Origin of the sequence: Shewanella sp. KCT (assembly GCF_007636505.1) — a bacterium.
GTDB classification, from domain to species: Bacteria; Pseudomonadota; Gammaproteobacteria; order Enterobacterales; family Shewanellaceae; genus Shewanella; species Shewanella halotolerans.
This window is the reverse complement of record NZ_LVDJ01000008.1, coordinates 170254-188070: the sequence shown is the minus strand read 5'-3', so window position 1 is coordinate 188070 and position 17817 is coordinate 170254. Positions and strand designations below refer to the sequence as shown.

Here is a 17817-nt window from a genome sequence, read left to right as displayed (position 1 = left end):
AATGTTAAGAGCAACAAGTTTATTTATCACACTCGGCCTCAGCCACAGCGCCTGGGCATTGGTGCCCCCGGACTATCAGGAACCCCCCAGCGACTTCTCTGCCGAGATAGAGGCCGGGCTGCAGATCAACACGGGTAACACAGAGTCCAGCAGCTTCAACGGCCGCACCAAACTCGTCTACGACACAGACAACTTTCGTCAGGAAGGGGTCTTCAAGGCTTACTTCGCCTCCGACTCAGAAAAGACCACCTCGGAGAAGTACGACGTCCAGCTCCAGTCGAGCTACAAGATCTACTCAGGCTATGTCTTCGCCCGCGGTGATTTCACCGAAGACAGATTCGGTAGTTATACCCGCATCTCGACCGTGTCGACCGGTTATGGTTTCGACGCCATCAGCGACGACAGCACTAAGCTGAGTCTCGAAGTCGGTCCAGGTTATCGATACAACCTGCCCCAGGTGAGTGAGTCAGTGCCCGACCCCGAGGCCGACCGCGAGATCATTCTGCGTACCGCCGCCAAGTTCGAGCAGAAGATCCACGAATACACCAGCTTCAACGCCGACCTCACCGCCGAGACCGGCGAGGCCAACAACACAGTCACCCTGGACATGAGTTACAAGAACACCCTATTCCAGGACTGGGCGTTTAAAATAGGTATGAACATCAAGTACACAGAAGTGGTGCCAGAAGGGTCAAAGCAGACAGATACCGTCACTACCTTTAATCTGCTGTACACCTTTAAGTAAGGTTTGCGAACCTTGATGAGCACAAGGATTCAATGCTGCTCTGGTAGATGAAGCGCTGCTTCCAATGGTTTTGGCTTTAAGCCGGATTGAAATTTGAAAGGGTGCTTTGAACCATACCTTCATGGTGTATCAATTGCCTGCCGCAGGCTTTATGTGCAAACACGTTTTTGGCACGCCACTAGCACTTCCCTGTGGGCTCTACGAAATCATCCCTGATTTCGAAGGCCAAAAACGTGTTTACACCGATATCTATCGTCTCTTCGATTTCACCTTACTGGTGTCAGTCGGTTATCAATCAGGAGCGAATCTGTTTTAGACATTATTATCTTTTCTCAATTCGTTCCATATACTCTGGCTTGAGCCAAACGTAGTGAATGATTTTTCAACATCACTTGCAACTGTTGAGGAGATAGCTGAAACACCTGAAGAACCTCATTTCCCTCGACATCAAATCGGTTTTGCTCACCAACATACTTAATACTCGTTCCCAATAAGTTTAGTGTCTGCTTATCAAAGCTATATAGCATCGTATTTCGCTTTTCTTTTAGTCCAGGCACCATACCCAAAACTGTCAAAGACTGATTCACACCAACTTTCTCAAAGAAGGCTCGTTCCTTTAACTGCCACTCCGCAAGATATTCCTTAAAAGATTCTTTATCTGTAAAAAGCGAATCGAACCAATCATGCTCAAACCCTCCATATAAGGATTGCAGCGAACCACCATGCCAACCAAGTACAGCTCCTTCTTCAACTATGACATTACTACTGGCGGTCGCAATATAGTTGGCACAAGAAGAGGCACATACTCCTCTAATGATTACGTTCAATTGATGGGAGTGAACGAGTTCACCAAGGTAAATACCTGACAAAACATCCCCCCCAACACTTTTGATTACGATTGTAGCGACTTGTTGGAATTGAGCGTTTAACAGCTCTTCAAAAACAGCTACATTTTGCTGTGTTATAGAGCCGTCAAAAAGAATAGTATCTGGAGAAATTAGGCTAATCTTGGCTTGTTCATCGATCCTAGTATTCGAACAACCAACAAAAACCAGAGTAAGCCAGAGTAAGCCAGAGTGTAAGAATCCATCTCATTAATTGCTTCCTTGTCAAATGCACTGCTATTACGGCAAAAATCATCTTAAAATGTAACCAATGAAGCCAAACCTAAGAGGCTATCAAAATAGGTGAACGCTGCTTTTATCATTCGATATCAAGGATAACTCCCGCTGACTTGGCTTGTTAGCTGCTTTGCTCAATAGCCTTTATTAAGTTTTCAGGATCGTTTGTACCCAAACTAACGGTTGTGCCATCTTTGAGTTTTAATTCAACAGCTGTTAGACCTGAAACGTTATATAACCATCCAGTTGAAATTAAACGAATTCCAAGCCCATAGTACCATTTCGTTCTTGTCTTTTTGATCGACTCGATTTCAGATATTTTTATTGATTTATTCCAAAATTTTGGACCAAAAACCACTTTACTTCTCCACCTTCCACTTTAATGGTTAATGATGAAAAAAGAATAGAAAGCACACCTAAAATTAAATACGCAAATCCAATAGGTTCGGTAGGCTTCGTTACCGAAGCAAAGACAAGCACCAATACTACAATTCCCATAATTGAAAGCATCGCAATTCCAGGCTGAGTGTTTTTATACTGCATAACGATCTCCTTTCTACAGCTAGTGGCTTATTATCCGACCTACCGGATAAATCCCTGCCGATAATTAATTTACACTCCAAGTACCGATGTAACCAATTGATGAAGAGGCTAATCCATCACTATTTGGCCTATATACAGTTAAAGCATTCCTCAAAATTAATCAACATCATTTGCCAATGCCAAGTGAAGCCAAATCGAAGAGACGTTTAGATGCGGGGGTAAGCACTTCCCCCGCCGGGCAGCCGATAGATATTAAGAAAGGTGCGTTCCTCAAACTTAACTAACAAATGAATGAATCGTCAATTGCTACAATGCAAACGAAATTGAATGGCATTGGAAGAATTGGTTCCCACCTATAACAAACTCTTTAGATCTCTAATTTTATGAGACAAGTCCATGTTCTCTTGCCTAATTTGTTGATCTGTTTTCCGAATAGACTTCTCTATTTCTCTAACTTCGGTATCCGAAGTGCTCGCAGCGCTTAGCTTTTGATGTTCAATAGACCTTTGCTCATACAAAGACTTTAATCTTTCATTGTGAGCCTTAGTCATCTCTTCAATTTGCGACTCAACGAAATCAGTAGATAGAGGAGAACGGTTTTGTGCAGAAGTAATCATGGCTTCCATCAGGGGATTCGGTTCATGTTCCAAAAGCTTGGGTATGTGTGGTGCGGTAAAAGCCAGTACTCCTAACACCAGTGAAAAGGCCATATAAAAATAGATAGCCTTAAAATACTCCTTACGCTCTTCTCTTACTTGTTTATTTAACAGGAGTCGATAAGCCATAAAAGCGAGCAAAAAGGCTAAACCGCCAAACCCTAAATTTAGTATTTCAACTATGTTCATTCCCTTGCCCACTGTTTCAGCCTAGAAGCCTTATCATCCGAAAGCAGCTATATTACAAATCCTACATAAGTATTTAAATACTGAATAGAATTTTACTGCTCATAAAATCACTCTTTCATACCCCTACATATAAAAAGAACCTAGAACTGGATAACCCAATGCTGCTCAATCGAAGAGACGTTAGATACCGGGTGTAAGCACGCTTTTGGCTCTCGGCGGCATGGACGCCGCCGTGAAGCGTATAGGGATATATTCACAGCGTGCCAAAAGAGTGCTTGCACATCCCCCGCCGGGCAGGCGATTGATAACAGCGAAGGTTAACGCTACAAAACCCAACCCAAGTACACATTCCCCCACCGGGCAAGCGATAGATAACAATGTGGGTTAACGCTGCACGACCCGCCCCAAGTACATATCCCCGCCGGGCAGGCGATTGACAACAGTTAAGGTACGACCTTTAACTACCTTCATAAATAAGCATGCGACCAAATGCTAAAAAGCAGATACAAAAATGCCGATGAAGTCTACACCTCATCGGCATTCCTACCACCTATGGAAACCCACTAGGCCAACTCAAAAATTGAAAGATCGAATTTCCGATCACCCCAACCTTTGGCGAACCGCCTCAAACAAACAGATCCCTGTGGCCACAGAGACGTTGAGGCTAGAGACGCTCCCCGCCATCGGGATAGAGGCCAGCGAGTCGCAGCTCTCGCGAGTCAGGCGGCGTAGGCCCTTGTCTTCGGCGCCCATGGCGATGGCGATAGGGCCTTTCAGGTCGGCCTTGTAGAGGTCGTGCTCAGCTTCGCCGGCGGCGCCAACGATCCACACGCCCTTCTCTTGCAGGGCCTTCATGGTACGCGCCAGGTTAGTCACCTGAAACAGGGGCACCACTTCGGCGGCGCCACAGGCAACCTTGCTAACGGTTGGCGTGAGGCCAACCGAATTGTCGCGCGGCACGATAACCCCATGTACCCCGGCGGCGTCGGCGTTACGCAGACAGGCGCCCAGGTTGTGAGGGTCGGTTACGCCATCGAGGATCAACAGAAACGGCGTCTCTGTCTTATCCAGTAGCGCCAGCAGATCGTTATCATTGAGTTGCTTGGCAGGCTTAGCGCGTACCAGCACGCCTTGGTGCTGACTGCTACCGGCCTTGTCGTCCAGCGCCTTGCGTGAGGCCTGCTGCACTGACACACCATATTCGGCGGCCATAGCGATCAGTGGCATCAGACGCTGATCGTCGCGCCCCTGCAACACCCACATCTCGATCACCCGCTCAGGGCTGTTTTTTAGCAAGGCCTCGACGGCGTGGATGCCGAAGGTGAAATCTTGTTTCTTCATCTAATTTGAGTCTCTTATTTCTTACTGCTGCGCTTCTTCACGCTCTTACGTTTCTTGGCGCCCGGCTTGGCCGATGACTTCTTCGCCCCGGCCTTCGACTTGCTCGCGCCCGCCTTACCGGCTCCCGACTTACCTGCTCCGGGCTTAGCGTCGCTGCGTCTGGCGGAGCGGCGCTTACCGCTCGGCTTGTCATCTTCTTTACCCTTGCGCGCCATCTTGGCACCCTCGAGGTTGACCCGCTCGCGGGCGGTCAGTGGCTTCTTGGCGCGGCGGGGGCGCGACGTCTTACCATCGTCGCCCACCATCATGAGATCGATCTGGCGATCGTCCAGGTTGACCGCGGCCACCTTGACGGTAACTGGGTCGCCTATCTGATACACCTGGCCCGAGGCCTCGCCCACCAGGCGCTGACGCATATTATCATAGTGATAATAGTCGCCACCCAGGGTGGAGATATGCACCAGACCATCGATGAAAAGATCGCTCAGACGGACAAACATGCCAAAGTGAGTCACAGAGGCGATCACCGCCTCGAAGGTATCGCCCACATGGTCACGCATAAACTCACACTTGAGCCAATCGCTGACATCGCGGGTCGCCTCGTCGGCTCGCCGCTCTGTGTTGGAACACTCCTCGCCCAGCAGATCCAGCTCTTCGATCTGGTAGTGGTAACCGCCATCCAGCGTCCACTTGTCGCTGGCCTCACCACGTTCCTTCGCCAACAGGTAACGGATCACCCTATGGAGGATGAGGTCCGGGTAGCGGCGAATCGGCGAGGTAAAGTGAGAGTACTCCTCCAGTGCCAGGCCGAAGTGGCCCTCGTTATCCGGGGTGTAGGTTGCCTGACGCATGGAGCGCAGCAACATCACCTGGATCAGCTCGGCATCGGGTCTGTCGACCACCTGTTCCATCAAGGCCTGATAGTCGGCCGGCTCAGGCTCTAGGCCACCGCCCATCGACAGGCCGCGCTCCTTGAGGAAGTCCTTGAAGTTGGTCAGCTTCTGCTCAGACGGCGCCTCATGCACCCGGTAGAGCACCTCGCCCTTATGCTTCTTCACAAACTTGGCCGCCGCCACGTTGGCCAGGATCATGCACTCTTCGATGATCTTATGGGCCTGGTTACGGGTGCGCGGCTCGATGCGCTCGATCTTACGATCGGCGTTGAAGATAAACTGGGTTTCCGTGGTCTCAAAGGCGATGGCACCGCGCTGGGCACGGGTATCGTCCAAGGTCAGGTAGAGCGACTGCAATGTCTGCAAATGCGGGAAGAGTGGCTTGAGCTCATCGCTCACCTCGCCACCCTCGAGCATATCCGCCACCTGGGTATAAGTGAGGCGCGCGTGGGAGTGCATCACGGCCGGGTAGAACTTGTAACCCGACAGCTTACCCGTTGCCGAAATGGTCATCTCGGCAACCATACAGAGGCGGTCGACCCCTGGGTTGAGGGAGCAGAGGCCGTTAGACAGCTTCTCCGGCAACATAGGGATCACCTGAGACGGGAAGTAGACAGAGTTACCGCGTGCGCGGGCCTCTTTGTCCAGCGCCGACTCGGTGCGTACATAATGACTCACGTCGGCGATGGCGACCCACAGGCGCCAGCCGCCACTCTTCTTGGTCTCGGCGTACACGGCATCGTCGAAGTCGCGTGCATCTTCACCATCAATCGTAACCAAAGGTAGCCTGCGCAGATCGACTCTGCCCTGCTTATCCTCTTCGGTCACCTCATCGGGGATCTTACGCAGCTTCTTCTCGATCAGGCTCGACCAGGTATGGGGCAGATCATAGTTGCGCAGGGCAATCTCTATCTCCATGCCCGGCGCCATCTCTTTGCCCAGTACCTCTGTGACCTTGCCCGCCGCCTTCATGTAGCGACCGGGGCGGCGTGTCAACTCGACCACCACCACATCGCCCTGACGGGCGCCGTTGCGAGCGTCATCGGGGATCAAGATCTCCTGGGTGATACGCTTGTCGTCGGCGATGACAAAGGCCATGCCGGAATCCAGATGGAAACGCCCCACCAGAGGCGCGGTGCGCTCATGGGTCAGACGGACGATGCGTGCCTCGCGGCGCCCCTTACGATCGACGCCAGCCTTCTGCGCCAATACCTTGTCACCGTGAAAATACATCAGCATGTCACGGTTGTTGATAAAGAGGTCGTCGCCGCCCTCATCGAGTTTGAGGAAGCCGAAGCCATCCTTGTGCCCCAGAACGGTACCGCTGAGCAGATCCATACGCTCGGGCAGACCATAGGCCTGGCCACGGGTAAAGACCAGCTCGCCGTCTCGCTCCATGGCTCTGAGGCGACGGCGCAAGGCTTCGAGCTGCTCTTCATCGCTGATGTTCAGCGCCTGGGCGATTTTCTCGCGATTGAGGGGTGATTGCTGTGAGCGTAAGTAATCTAAAATATACTCACGACTAGGAATGGGGTTGTCGTACTTCTCTTGTTCACGCTTTAAATGCGGATCTTTGATCATTCATTATCCATAAATTTTGCCCAGGCTCTCCTGCTGTTGCTAAGGGGCTTAGGGCGTTTACCGGGATCTCAGGTGCGCCTGCTTAGCCCTCTCAACTGCACTTGCGGGCATTTTCGCTTCCAGCACCATCAATAATTTCAGGGCTTCCTGTTTGGTCGCCTCATCACTAAATACATCGTTGTATAGCCAGTGGTAACCCATCTCATAGTCTCTGGGGCTACCATAGCCTTCGCCAAACAATCTGACCAGCATCATGCGCGCAGGCAGATCGCCACTGGCGGCAGCGGGCAGTGTGTATTGCACCGCACGCTCCTTATCTTGGATCACGAACTTACCGTCATGGTAATACTCGGCGATCCTGACCATGGCCTCGGCGCTCCCCTGCTCTGCGGCGTCGCGTAGCATGGAGATCCCCCGTGGCGGATTGGCCGTGACGCAGATGCCATAGTTCAGCATCTCCGCCCATAAATATTGGTACAGCGGCTGCTTCAATACCTCGGCGCGAGCCTCGATATCTTGCACCAGCTGACAGTCGTCCCCCTTGACGCGAGTCAGGTAAGACTTGTCACGGATCATCTCGACAAGCTGCTCTTGGCTGTAGATGTTGACCGCCTTGAGCTCCGCCTTCTTATCGGCAGGCTTGTTATCGCTAGCCTTAACGGCTTGTACCTCGGCTTGTACTTGTGTTTGGGCCTGGGCCAGCGTCGATAGACAGGCCAGCAAAATAACGCATACTAATCTCGTCATCACTCTTGCCTTAACTCCTACCTTAACTCTTGCATTAACTGTTACGTTAGTTAAGGTCTCTAGATTGATCTCACGCCTTATCTTTATGACAGACTTAGGCAGTATACCTTATCTTATCGGCCGCTGCGGCGTTAGCTTAAAAAGTGATTACGCGCTTATCGCTAATCTAGCCTATTTGGCTAAGTTTATTCTAACTAGGCTTACTAACCAGGCTTAATCTAACCAGGTTCGCTTTCGCTACTCTAGGCTAGGCCCTAAAAATAAAAAGGCCGCTTAACGCGGCCCTTATGATTAACTGAACGGATTCACTAGAATCATGGTCTCGTTTCTATCGGGACCCGTTGAGATAATGTCGACTGGCGTTTCCAGTAGCTCTTCGATTCGCTTGATATAGTCGAGCGCTGCCTGTGGCAGTTGATCGATAGAGGTCGCACCGAAGGTGCTTTCGCTCCAACCAGGCATAGTCTCGAGTACAGGCGTTACCTGCTCGTAGCCTTCGGCTGCCAGCGGAGTTACGGTAGAGATGCTGCCATCTGGGTACTGATAACCCACACATAGCTTCACTTCTTTCAAGCCGTCGAGTACGTCAAGCTTAGTCAAACAGAAACCGCTGATGCTGTTGATCTGAACCGCGCGCTTCATGGCAACGATATCTAACCAACCTGGACGACGCTTACGACCTGTGGTCGCACCGAACTCTTGACCCTTAGTACCTAAGTGATCACCGATCTCGTCACGCAGTTCAGTTGGGAAAGGACCCGCACCTACACGTGTGGTGTATGCCTTGATGATACCGCAGACATAGTCCAGATGACGTGGACCGAAACCTGAACCTGTTGCTACACCACCGGCAGTCGTGTTTGAAGAGGTTACGAACGGATAAGTACCGTGGTCGATATCCAGTAACGTGCCCTGAGCGCCTTCGAACAAAATGTTGTCGCCATTCTTACGGGCCTGATCCAGCAGTTCAGTAACATCGGTACACATGCTCTTCAGATAGTCGGCAATGGCCAACGCATCTTTTAGCGTGGTCTCGTAATCAACCGCTTCGCAACCATAGTATTCGGTCAACATGAAGTTGTGATATGCCATCACTTCCTTCAGTTTCTCGGCGAACAGTTCTGCGTTAAACAGATCGCCAACACGAAGACCGCGACGAGAGATCTTATCTTCATAAGCAGGACCGATACCACGACCCGTTGTACCAATAGCTTTGTTACCGCGTGCTTTTTCACGTGCGATATCTAAGGCACAATGGAAAGGAAGGATTAACGGACACGCTTCGGAGATAAGCAGACGCTCCTCTACAGGGACGCCACGCTCTTTAAGCATGTTGATCTCTTTCATCAGGGCGTCGGGCGCAAGCACAACACCATTACCGATAATGCATTTTACATTATCGCGTAAGATCCCTGATGGAATAAGATGAAGAACGGTTTTGTCACCATCGATAACAAGTGTATGACCAGCATTGTGGCCACCTTGATAACGAACGACATATTTGGCCTGTTCGGTAAGTAGATCGACTATCTTACCCTTTCCTTCGTCACCCCATTGGGTGCCGAGAACTACAACGTTTTTGCCCATTATTTGCTGCAAGGTAGTGGTTAAAACGGGATTTTAGCAGATCTTGGGGGGGAAGTGGCAAGTAATTTATGAAAAAATAATCAATATGACCACGCCTGCGGTCACTAAAGCACCACCTAACCTTTGTAAAACCCGTTGATTTTGGCTGGAAATTTCCTGCAAATATGCCCGCCAACGATTCGGAAATAAAAGCGGACCTATCCCTTCGATAATCAGCACTATGGCCAAAACCAGCATCAGGAGTTGGAATGTCATCTAGGTGTGTTTCCTGTAGCGAACAATTAGGGTTTAAAAATAGCAGAAAACAGCCATAAAAAAACCCAGCACAAGGCTGGGTTTTTCCAATCTTCGCAGCGTAATATTAACGCTTTGAGAATTGTGGCTTACGACGTGCTTTACGTAGACCGACTTTCTTACGCTCAACTTTACGAGCATCACGGGTAACGAAACCAGCGGCACGTAGAGATGGACGTAGAGCTTCATCAAGCTCCATCAGGGCACGAGTGATACCGTGACGGATTGCACCTGCTTGGCCAGTGATACCACCGCCCTTAACAGTTACATAGATGTCTAGCTTTTCAGTCATTTCAACTAGCTCTAGAGGTTGACGAACAACCATACGAGCAGTCTCACGACCAAAATATTCGTCAAGTGGACGTTGGTTCACGACGATGTTACCACTACCTACTTTAGCGAATACGCGAGCAGTAGATGTTTTGCGACGGCCAGTGCCGTAGTACTGAGTTGCAGACATTAGCTTACTCCCGGATTAGATATCAAGAACTTGTGGTTGTTGTGCAGCGTGGTTGTGCTCTGCGCCAGCGTAAACTTTCAGTTTACGGTACATGGCACGTCCTAGAGGACCTTTTGGCAACATACCTTTTACTGCTTTCTCGATAATCATTTCTGGCTTATGATCTTGCAGCTTATCGAAAGTAATCTGCTTGATACCACCTGGGAAACCAGAATGAGAGTAGTAAGTCTTAGCTGCTGCTTTGTTACCAGTTACAGTTACTTTCTCAGCATTGATAACGATGATGTAATCGCCAGTATCAACGTGAGGAGTGTATTCTGCCTTATGCTTGCCACGTAGACGACGAGCGATTTCAGTCGCGATACGACCTAAAGTTTTACCTTCAGCGTCAACAACGAACCATTCGCGCGTCACTGTTTCTGGTGTAGCAGTATATGTAGTCTTCATTTACAAAAACCCAATGTTTAAATTCTGTCTCAAATGCCATTATTTTTTAATAAATAACAACACAAAAAATGCCATTCTCCGCCCCTTCGAGCAAAGAATAAGGCTTTACAACTTCCGCCGTTTTGGCGGAGTAACGAGGGCAGGTCGCGAATTATAGACAAAGCTGAGTTAAAAATCACCTAATTTTTTCAGCTAATTTAAATGATTTACTCAGCTTGACATCGATTTGATGACGAAAAGGCAAAAAGCGCCCTTTATCGCATTAATCTAGGACTTAGGGCAGGTGTTCCAGCGCAAGATAATCGTGAGATTGCATCTCGGTCAGGCGCGAGCGACAGCGTCTGAATTCGAAACTCAGCAGCCCCTGGGTGTAGATCTCCTCCAGTGCCACCTCGGCCGAGATGATCAGCTTCACATGGCGCTCGTAGAACTCATCCACCATGGCCAGAAAGCGGCGGGCGATGTCATCCCCCGTGCTCTGGCTTCCCATCTGCTCGACACCGCTGAGTAGTACGGTGTGATAGAGACAAGCTAGCTCCATATAGTCGCGCTGACTACGGGGGCCGTCGCACAAATCACGAAAATCAATCAGCAACACGCCCTGGGCCTGCTGACGTATGCCTATCTCGCGGCCATCGATATCTATGGCCTCGCGGGAAACTTCCGACTCAGGCGCCAGCTGCTGGAAGTAACTCAGCAGGTTCTTGTCGGCCTGAGGATCCAACGGATAATGATAGATCTCCGCCTGCTCCAGGGTGCGTAGACGATAATCTATACCGCTGTCGACATTCAGCACCTGGCAGTGTTTGTTGATCAGCGCAATCGCCGGCAGGAAACGCGCCCGCTGCAGGCCGTTACGATAGAGCTCATCGGGAATGATGTTTGAGGTGGCGACCAGAGCCACCCCTTCGGCAAATAGCGCCTGAAACAGGGTGCCCAGCAACATGGCGTCTGTGATGTCGGAGACGAAGAACTCGTCGAAACAGATCACCTGATAACGCTCGGCCATCCGCTTGGCAATCACCAACAGGGGGTCTCGTTGCCCCTTGAGGCCGTCGAGGTCCAGATGGATCTGATGCATGAAACGGTGAAAGTGCGCCCTGAGCTTACGCTCGCCCGGCAGGGCATCATAGAAGGTGTCCATCAGATAGGTCTTACCGCGCCCTACCCCGCCCCAGAGATACAAGCCTTGCACCTGAGGCGCTGGCTTAGCCAGGAAACCCAATAGTTTCGCCATCCCCGAGGGCTTTTGCTGCGCCGCCAGCAACTCATCATAGACACGTTGCAGGGCCTTGACCGCCTGCTCCTGAGCAGGGTCATAGGAAAAGTCATCACGTTGTAGATCGGCTTGGTAATGCTGCCAGGGGGTGAGATGCGACACTGAAATTATTCTCTTCTATCCTTAATTCAACCGCCAAATGGTATCACGACAATCGATCCCAGGGTATATGTGGGCCAAGCTAAAACCTAAGCTGGCACAGACAAGCCTTAATGGGACGGTCAAGGCTGTATCGCTCGCTAGTCGATGAAGACTAACGAAAAATTAACCTTTGTTAATCACCTGAACTTTATCGAGAAGGCGATAGTCGGATTGAGTAACACTGCATTATTTAATCACTTGATTTACGTCCGAGTAGCCTTATATCTACAGAGTCATAAGTTCATAATTGCAACATTGGAGTCATGAATAGATGAAAACGAAATTATCACTACTTTCCGCCGCACTGCTCGGCGCGAGCCTGATGGTTATGCCTGCCGTTTCTCAAGCCGCCATTCCACTGGCCGTCGACGGACAAGCGCTGCCCAGCCTGGCCCCCATGCTGGAGAAAACCACCCCAGCCGTGGTTGCCGTCGCCGTCTCTGGCACCCATGTCTCTAAGCAGCGTCTGCCCGATGCCTTCCGCTACTTCTTCGGCCCCAATGCCCCGAGAGAACAGGTGCAGGAACGTCCCTTCAAGGGTCTGGGTTCGGGCGTCATCATAGATGCTAAGAAAGGCTATATCGTCACTAATAACCATGTGATCGAGGGCGCCGACGAGATCTTGATTGGCCTGCACGATGGTCGTGAGATCGAGGCCAAGCTTATCGGTACCGACGCCGAGTCAGACGTGGCCCTGCTACAGATAGAAGCCAAAAACCTGGTGGCCCTCAAGCGCGCTGACTCGGATGAATTAAAGGTGGGCGACTTCGCCGTGGCTATCGGTAACCCCTTCGGTTTAGGCCAGACGGTCACCTCGGGTATCGTCAGCGCCATGGGCCGCAGCGGCTTAGGTATCGAGATGCTGGAGAACTTCATTCAGACTGACGCCGCCATCAACAGCGGAAACTCGGGCGGCGCCCTGGTGAACCTCAACGGTGAGCTGATCGGCATCAACACCGCCATCGTCGCCCCGGGCGGCGGGAACGTGGGTATCGGCTTCGCAATCCCCGCCAACATGGTCAACAACCTGGTGGATCAGCTGATCGAACACGGTGAAGTCCGCCGCGGCGTGCTGGGGGTCAGTGGTCGTGACTTAGATAGCGAGCTGGCTCAGGGCTTCGGCTTAGATTCGCAGCACGGCGGCTTCGTCAACGAGGTAATGCCAGACAGCGCCGCCGACAAGGCGGGCATCAAGGCCGGCGACATCATAGTCAGCGTCAACGATAAGCCGATCAAGTCCTTCCAGGAGCTGAGAGCCAAGATAGGTACCATGGGCGCTGGCGCCAAGGTGAAACTGGGTCTTATCCGCGACGGCGATGAGAAGACGGTCACCGCGGTATTAGGCGAGGCGAGCCAGCAGACAGAAACCGCGGCGGGCGCCGTACATCCAATGCTGGCGGGTGCCACCCTGGAGAACAACAAGAAGGGGGTCGAGATCACCGAGATCGCCCAGGGTTCTCCGGCGGCGGCCAGTGGCCTGCTTAAGGGCGATATCATAGTCGGGGTCAACCGTACCCGTATCGAAGATCTTAAGGAGCTCAAGGCGGAACTGAAGGAGCAACACGGCGCCGTGGCCCTGAAACTGCTGCGCGGTGACAACAGCCTCTATCTGGTTCTGAGATAAGGCGCACTAGAGGCCATGGCAGGGTTTACACACCCTTGTTGTGGCCTCTTTTATTTCCTGCTTATGCACTTAGGCCAATAGTGCCCTATAAATAAACATGTTAATCTAACGCTACTTATCCTATAACACCTTAAATCATGACGCTTAAAGACACGGTAATTTACATCGCGAAAGCAGTTTTTTTCGGCCTCATCATGGCCGCCGTCTTTCTGGTCATCACCCCATGGATCACAGGCACTGCCAATCACGGTAACTTCTTCCAGAGCCGGGGACAAAACGGGATAGAACTCTCCTTCTCTCAGGCAGTACGTCGCGCCGCACCCGCCGTGGTCAACATCTATAGTCTGAGCATAGATCAGAGCCGCCCGCTCAACTCGGGCTCCCTGCAAGGCCTGGGGTCAGGCGTGATCATGAGCAAAGAGGGCTACATACTCACCAACTATCACGTGGTCAAGAAGGCGGACGAGATAGTGGTCGCCCTGCAAGATGGCCGCAAGTTTACCTCAGAGGTGGTGGGGTCAGACTCTGTCACCGACTTGGCGGTGCTCAAGATAGAGGGCGATACCCTGCCCGTGGTGCCTATCAACTTAGACGTGCCGGCACAGGTGGGCGACGTGGTACTGGCCATCGGCAACCCCTATAACCTGGGGCAAACCATCACCCAAGGGATCATCAGCGCCACCGGCCGTAACGGCCTTAGCTCGGGTTATCTGGACTTCCTGCAGACAGATGCCGCCATCAACGCGGGCAACTCGGGCGGCGCGCTTATCGACACCAGCGGCAGACTGATCGGCATCAACACCGCCGCCTTCCAGATAGGTGGCGAAGGTGGTGGCCATGGCATTAATTTCGCCATCCCCATCAAGCTGGCCCACAGCATCATGGGTAAGCTGATCAAAGATGGCCGGGTGATCCGTGGTGCACTAGGCATCACAGGCGAAGCGATCAACCCGGTGATGGCGCAGATCCTCAACCTGCCGGATCTGACCGGTGTCATGGTAACTGGTGTGGATCATCAGGGACCGGCCGCCCAGGCCAAGCTGAGACCCAGAGACGTGATCACTAAGTTTAACGACGAAACCGTTCCCGGCGTCGAGATGCTGATGGATAGGATTGCCGAGACGCCACCGGGCACTCAGGTGACCATGACCATCATCCGCAGCGGCAAGTACTATGAGGTACCTGTCACCATAGGGGAAAACCTGGGTACGGAATAACGGGTTCTGAAGAATAGTGACTCAAGCCCGCAGACCAAAAAAGCCAGCAATCGCTGGCTTTTCTTTTACCTTTTCATTGTCACGCTAAGCTCATTATGTCGAGCGGCTAACTTGCTCAGGCTCTGAGCATTAGCGCTTAGCTTAAGCCCTTAGCTTGGGCTCTTAAACAGCCGCAACCAGAAACCACACTCTAGCAGCGCGCCGACGACCAGCAGGCTCAAGGCCCCCAGGTGCATGCCCACGCCGTAACAGATCAGGGCGCCGATCAGCAGCCCCACTAATAACGCCATCCTTTTGCCATGTGCCATATACTCTCCTTAGCATATTCAAATTGGCCTACCCACCAATCATAAGCTTAGCCTATGTAAATTACCTGTATTATTTTGTGACCAGTTGCGTCAGCCATGCATCAGGCACAAAAAAGCCACCCTAAGGTGGCTTTGTAAGATGAAGCTAGGCTTAGCTGACCCGCACGACTTCGCCGCCGAGGCCCTTAAACTTCTCTTCGATATGCTCGTAGCCTCTGTCGAGGTGATAGATACGATCTACCGTGGTTACGCCGTCGGCCACCAGGCCGGCGATAACCAGGCTCGCCGAGGCGCGCAGATCCGTTGCCATCACCTGAGCGCCATTGAGCAGCTCACAACCCTTGATGATACAGGTATTGCCTTCCAGCTCCATGTTGGCACCCATGCGGATAAGCTCGGGCACATGCATGAAACGGTTCTCGAAGATGGTCTCGGTAATGGTCGCCGTACCTTCCGCCAGGGCGTTGAGTACACAGAACTGCGCCTGCATATCCGTCGGAAAACCTGGGTAAGGCATGGTCTTGATGTTGACCGCCCTGGGGCGTTGGCCCTGCATGTCCAGCTCGATCCAGTCTTCGCCCGTGGTGATGCTGGCGCCAGCATCTTCCAGCTTGGCGAGCACGGCCTCCAGGGTCTTAGGATCGGCATCGACACAACGTATCTTGCCCTTGGTTACCGCCGCGGCCACCAGGAAGCTGCCGGTCTCGATACGGTCTGGCATCACGCGATATTCGCAGCCACTAAGCGACTCGACACCCTGGATGCGAATGGTATCGCTACCGGCGCCGCTGATCTTAGCCCCCATGGCGTTGAGGCAGTTGGCGAGATCGATAACTTCTGGCTCACGGGCCGCGTTCTCTATCACCGTCTCGCCATCGGCCAGGGCCGCCGCCATCAGCAGGTTCTCTGTGGCACCTACGCTGATCATGTCCATGAAGATATGGGCACCCTTGAGGCGACCATCGACACGGGCCTTGATATAACCCTCTTTCACTTCGATCTTCGCGCCCATCTGCTCCAGACCATGCAGGTGCAGGTTAACCGGGCGGGCGCCGATGGCGCAACCACCGGGCAGAGAGACGTCGGCGGTGCCGTAACGAGCCAGCAAGGGCCCCAAGATCAAGATAGAGGCGCGCATGGTCTTCACCAGCTCATAGGGCGCGCAGAACTCGTTGAGATGGGTGGTAGAGATGGTGATCTTACCCTCGTCGCTACGGCTCACCTCGGCACCAAGACAGCGCAGCAGCTCACAGCTGGTGTTGACGTCCCTCAGGTTAGGCACATTGCTGACCACAAAGTCTGTCTCGGCCAGCACTCCGGCCATCAGGATCGGCAGGGCGGCGTTCTTGGCGCCTGAAATCACCACGTCACCGGCCAGTGCACCACTGGCCTGAATTGTTAATTTATCCACTATGAGTCTCTAGCCTTACATGTTGAAGATTTTTTCACGCTTCCACTGCGTAGGGGTAAAGGCGTTGATAGTGATGGCATGCAGCGCCCCACTGGTCACATGTTCCATCAAAGGGCCGTAGATCATCTGCTGTTGCTTCACGCGGCTCACACCGTCGAAACACTCACCGACGGCAACAATCTTATAGTGTGTCCCATCCTGGCTCACGTGTACTTCATCCAGTGTCAGCGCTTGGCTAAGCAGCTGTTCAATCTCATTACATTCCATAAACGGATAACCCTTTTATTTGGCTTCTTCGGTGAAGAAGTCTTGTAAATCATATAAATCTATTAACTTTTGCAGTTGCGCCGGCGGATTGCAGAGCACCAGCGACTGACCCTTCTTCTGCTGCTCTGCCACCAGGTGCAGCAGTAGGGCGACACCGGCGCTGTCACTATAAGACACGCCAGCAAGATCCAGTCGGTCACAGGCACCATCGAGTAGCGTCTCTAGCTTAGGCCAGAGCTCCACCACCGCCGCCTGAGACAGCTCGCCACTGACCTGGCAGTGACCCGCCGCCTGGTTGAAGCTCAGCATTATAGCTTAGTCCCCTTGTTAACCAAGCTGATATGGTTATCTGTGTGGGTCTCCAGCTCTTTTATCACCGCATCTATGCCATTTTGGCGGATCAGGTTAGTGATCTCCGCGCTCTTAGAGGAGAGCAGGCTCACCCCTTCGGCCACCAAGTCGAACGCCTTCCAGGTATCGTCCTTCAAGCGACGCACCCTGAAGATCAGCTTGATGGGCGGACGGCCCTGCTCGATGATCTGCACGTTGACATCCACCATCTTCTCTCCATCGAACCCCTTAGCCGGGGCAAACTCCACCTGCTGGTCGGTATACTCGGTGAAGGCCTGGGCATAAGTGGCTATCAGATAAGTCTTAAAGGCCTCGGCGAAACGCTCGCGCTGATCCGGCGTACTCTGACGCAAGTAGGGCCCCATCACCTTATAAGACGCATACTTATAATCGATATAAGGCATCAACTCGTCAGAGACTATCACCTTAAGATGGTCTGGATTGGCCTGAATTGTGGCAATATCCTGATGAAAACGGGCAAAAGTCTTGTTAGCCACAGATTCCACCATGGCATAGGGGTCCTTGGTATTGACCGAGATCTCCTCGGCGCTAACGGCACCGCCGATCAGCAACACCATGGCGGAGAAGAGTACTTGCAACAACTGTTTCATATTC

General features: G+C 52.1%; 20 protein-coding genes. 3 read left to right on the top strand and 17 right to left on the bottom strand.

The window, feature by feature from the left end; all coding sequences use genetic code 11:
- Position 1: 1 nt before the first annotated feature.
- Positions 2 to 745, top strand: a complete 744-nt coding sequence (locus AYI87_RS13235; RefSeq protein WP_144202724.1) for a YdiY family protein — start codon at positions 2 to 4, stop codon at positions 743 to 745.
- Positions 746 to 1077: 332 nt separating this feature from the next.
- Here AYI87_RS13235 and AYI87_RS13230 read toward each other — a convergent pair whose 3' ends face one another.
- The 12 genes from AYI87_RS13230 to zapE all read right to left on the bottom strand — a co-directional run bounded on the left by AYI87_RS13230 (position 1078) and on the right by zapE (position 11985).
- The gene (locus AYI87_RS13230) at positions 1078 to 1614 is read right to left on the bottom strand and encodes a hypothetical protein (protein WP_144202723.1); all 537 of its coding nucleotides are present in this window, start codon (positions 1612 to 1614) and stop codon (positions 1078 to 1080) included.
- Between the two features lie 373 nt (positions 1615 to 1987).
- The gene (locus AYI87_RS21455) at positions 1988 to 2224 is read right to left on the bottom strand and encodes a hypothetical protein (RefSeq protein ID WP_258406324.1); all 237 of its coding nucleotides are present in this window, start codon (positions 2222 to 2224) and stop codon (positions 1988 to 1990) included.
- Positions 2188 to 2409: a hypothetical protein gene (locus tag AYI87_RS21450; protein ID WP_258406325.1), complete on the bottom strand. Its 222-nt coding sequence runs from the start codon at positions 2407 to 2409 to the stop codon at positions 2188 to 2190. Before AYI87_RS21450 ends, AYI87_RS21455 begins: the two co-directional genes overlap by 37 nt.
- A gap of 353 nt (positions 2410 to 2762) precedes the next feature.
- Positions 2763 to 3254, bottom strand: a complete 492-nt coding sequence (locus AYI87_RS13220) for a hypothetical protein (RefSeq protein ID WP_144202721.1) — start codon at positions 3252 to 3254, stop codon at positions 2763 to 2765.
- A 600-nt stretch (positions 3255 to 3854) separates the two neighbouring features.
- Positions 3855 to 4595 carry a 23S rRNA (guanosine(2251)-2'-O)-methyltransferase RlmB gene (gene rlmB, locus AYI87_RS13215; protein WP_011867084.1) on the bottom strand — a complete coding sequence of 247 codons (741 nt, stop codon included), beginning with the start codon at positions 4593 to 4595 and terminating at the stop codon, positions 3855 to 3857.
- Between the two features lie 14 nt (positions 4596 to 4609).
- Positions 4610 to 7069: a ribonuclease R gene (gene rnr, locus AYI87_RS13210; RefSeq protein ID WP_144202720.1), complete on the bottom strand. Its 2460-nt coding sequence runs from the start codon at positions 7067 to 7069 to the stop codon at positions 4610 to 4612.
- 57 nt (positions 7070 to 7126) lie between these two features.
- Positions 7127 to 7816 (bottom strand): tetratricopeptide repeat protein, encoded by a 690-nt coding sequence (locus AYI87_RS13205; protein ID WP_186300623.1) that lies wholly within the window; start codon positions 7814 to 7816, stop codon positions 7127 to 7129.
- A gap of 291 nt (positions 7817 to 8107) precedes the next feature.
- A complete protein-coding gene (locus AYI87_RS13200) occupies positions 8108 to 9403 on the bottom strand; it encodes an adenylosuccinate synthase (protein WP_011867087.1) in 1296 nt (431 codons plus the stop codon).
- Positions 9404 to 9469: 66 nt separating this feature from the next.
- On the bottom strand, positions 9470 to 9658 hold the full coding sequence (locus AYI87_RS13195; RefSeq protein ID WP_011867088.1) for a DUF2065 domain-containing protein: 189 nt from the start codon (positions 9656 to 9658) through the stop codon (positions 9470 to 9472).
- A 106-nt stretch (positions 9659 to 9764) separates the two neighbouring features.
- Entirely contained in the window at positions 9765 to 10157 is a 393-nt protein-coding gene (gene rpsI / locus AYI87_RS13190; RefSeq protein ID WP_011867089.1) for a 30S ribosomal protein S9, read from the bottom strand.
- A gap of 15 nt (positions 10158 to 10172) precedes the next feature.
- Positions 10173 to 10604 carry a 50S ribosomal protein L13 gene (gene rplM, locus AYI87_RS13185; protein ID WP_011867090.1) on the bottom strand — a complete coding sequence of 144 codons (432 nt, stop codon included), beginning with the start codon at positions 10602 to 10604 and terminating at the stop codon, positions 10173 to 10175.
- A gap of 274 nt (positions 10605 to 10878) precedes the next feature.
- Positions 10879 to 11985 carry a cell division protein ZapE gene (zapE, locus tag AYI87_RS13180; RefSeq protein WP_011867091.1) on the bottom strand — a complete coding sequence of 369 codons (1107 nt, stop codon included), beginning with the start codon at positions 11983 to 11985 and terminating at the stop codon, positions 10879 to 10881.
- A 310-nt stretch (positions 11986 to 12295) separates the two neighbouring features.
- Between zapE and degQ the strand changes: the two genes are divergently transcribed.
- On the top strand, positions 12296 to 13648 hold the full coding sequence (gene degQ, locus AYI87_RS13175; protein WP_144202716.1) for a Do family serine endopeptidase DegQ: 1353 nt from the start codon (positions 12296 to 12298) through the stop codon (positions 13646 to 13648).
- A gap of 137 nt (positions 13649 to 13785) precedes the next feature.
- Positions 13786 to 14865, top strand: a complete 1080-nt coding sequence (degS, locus tag AYI87_RS13170; protein WP_144202714.1) for an outer membrane-stress sensor serine endopeptidase DegS — start codon at positions 13786 to 13788, stop codon at positions 14863 to 14865.
- 149 nt (positions 14866 to 15014) lie between these two features.
- Here degS and AYI87_RS21245 read toward each other — a convergent pair whose 3' ends face one another.
- The 5 genes from AYI87_RS21245 to AYI87_RS13150 all read right to left on the bottom strand — a co-directional run bounded on the left by AYI87_RS21245 (position 15015) and on the right by AYI87_RS13150 (position 17813).
- Positions 15015 to 15173, bottom strand: a complete 159-nt coding sequence (locus AYI87_RS21245; protein ID WP_186300622.1) for a hypothetical protein — start codon at positions 15171 to 15173, stop codon at positions 15015 to 15017.
- 151 nt (positions 15174 to 15324) lie between these two features.
- Complete coding sequence (murA, locus tag AYI87_RS13165; RefSeq protein WP_144202712.1) at positions 15325 to 16584, bottom strand: UDP-N-acetylglucosamine 1-carboxyvinyltransferase; 1260 nt, start codon at positions 16582 to 16584, stop codon at positions 15325 to 15327.
- 15 nt (positions 16585 to 16599) lie between these two features.
- A complete protein-coding gene (locus AYI87_RS13160) occupies positions 16600 to 16851 on the bottom strand; it encodes a BolA family protein (RefSeq protein WP_011867095.1) in 252 nt (83 codons plus the stop codon).
- Between the two features lie 15 nt (positions 16852 to 16866).
- Positions 16867 to 17160: a lipid asymmetry maintenance protein MlaB gene (locus AYI87_RS13155; RefSeq protein WP_144202711.1), complete on the bottom strand. Its 294-nt coding sequence runs from the start codon at positions 17158 to 17160 to the stop codon at positions 16867 to 16869.
- The gene (locus tag AYI87_RS13150; protein WP_144202709.1) at positions 17160 to 17813 is read right to left on the bottom strand and encodes an ABC transporter substrate-binding protein; all 654 of its coding nucleotides are present in this window, start codon (positions 17811 to 17813) and stop codon (positions 17160 to 17162) included. The genes AYI87_RS13155 and AYI87_RS13150 overlap by 1 nt, the downstream gene beginning before the upstream one ends.
- Positions 17814 to 17817: the final 4 nt, after the last annotated feature.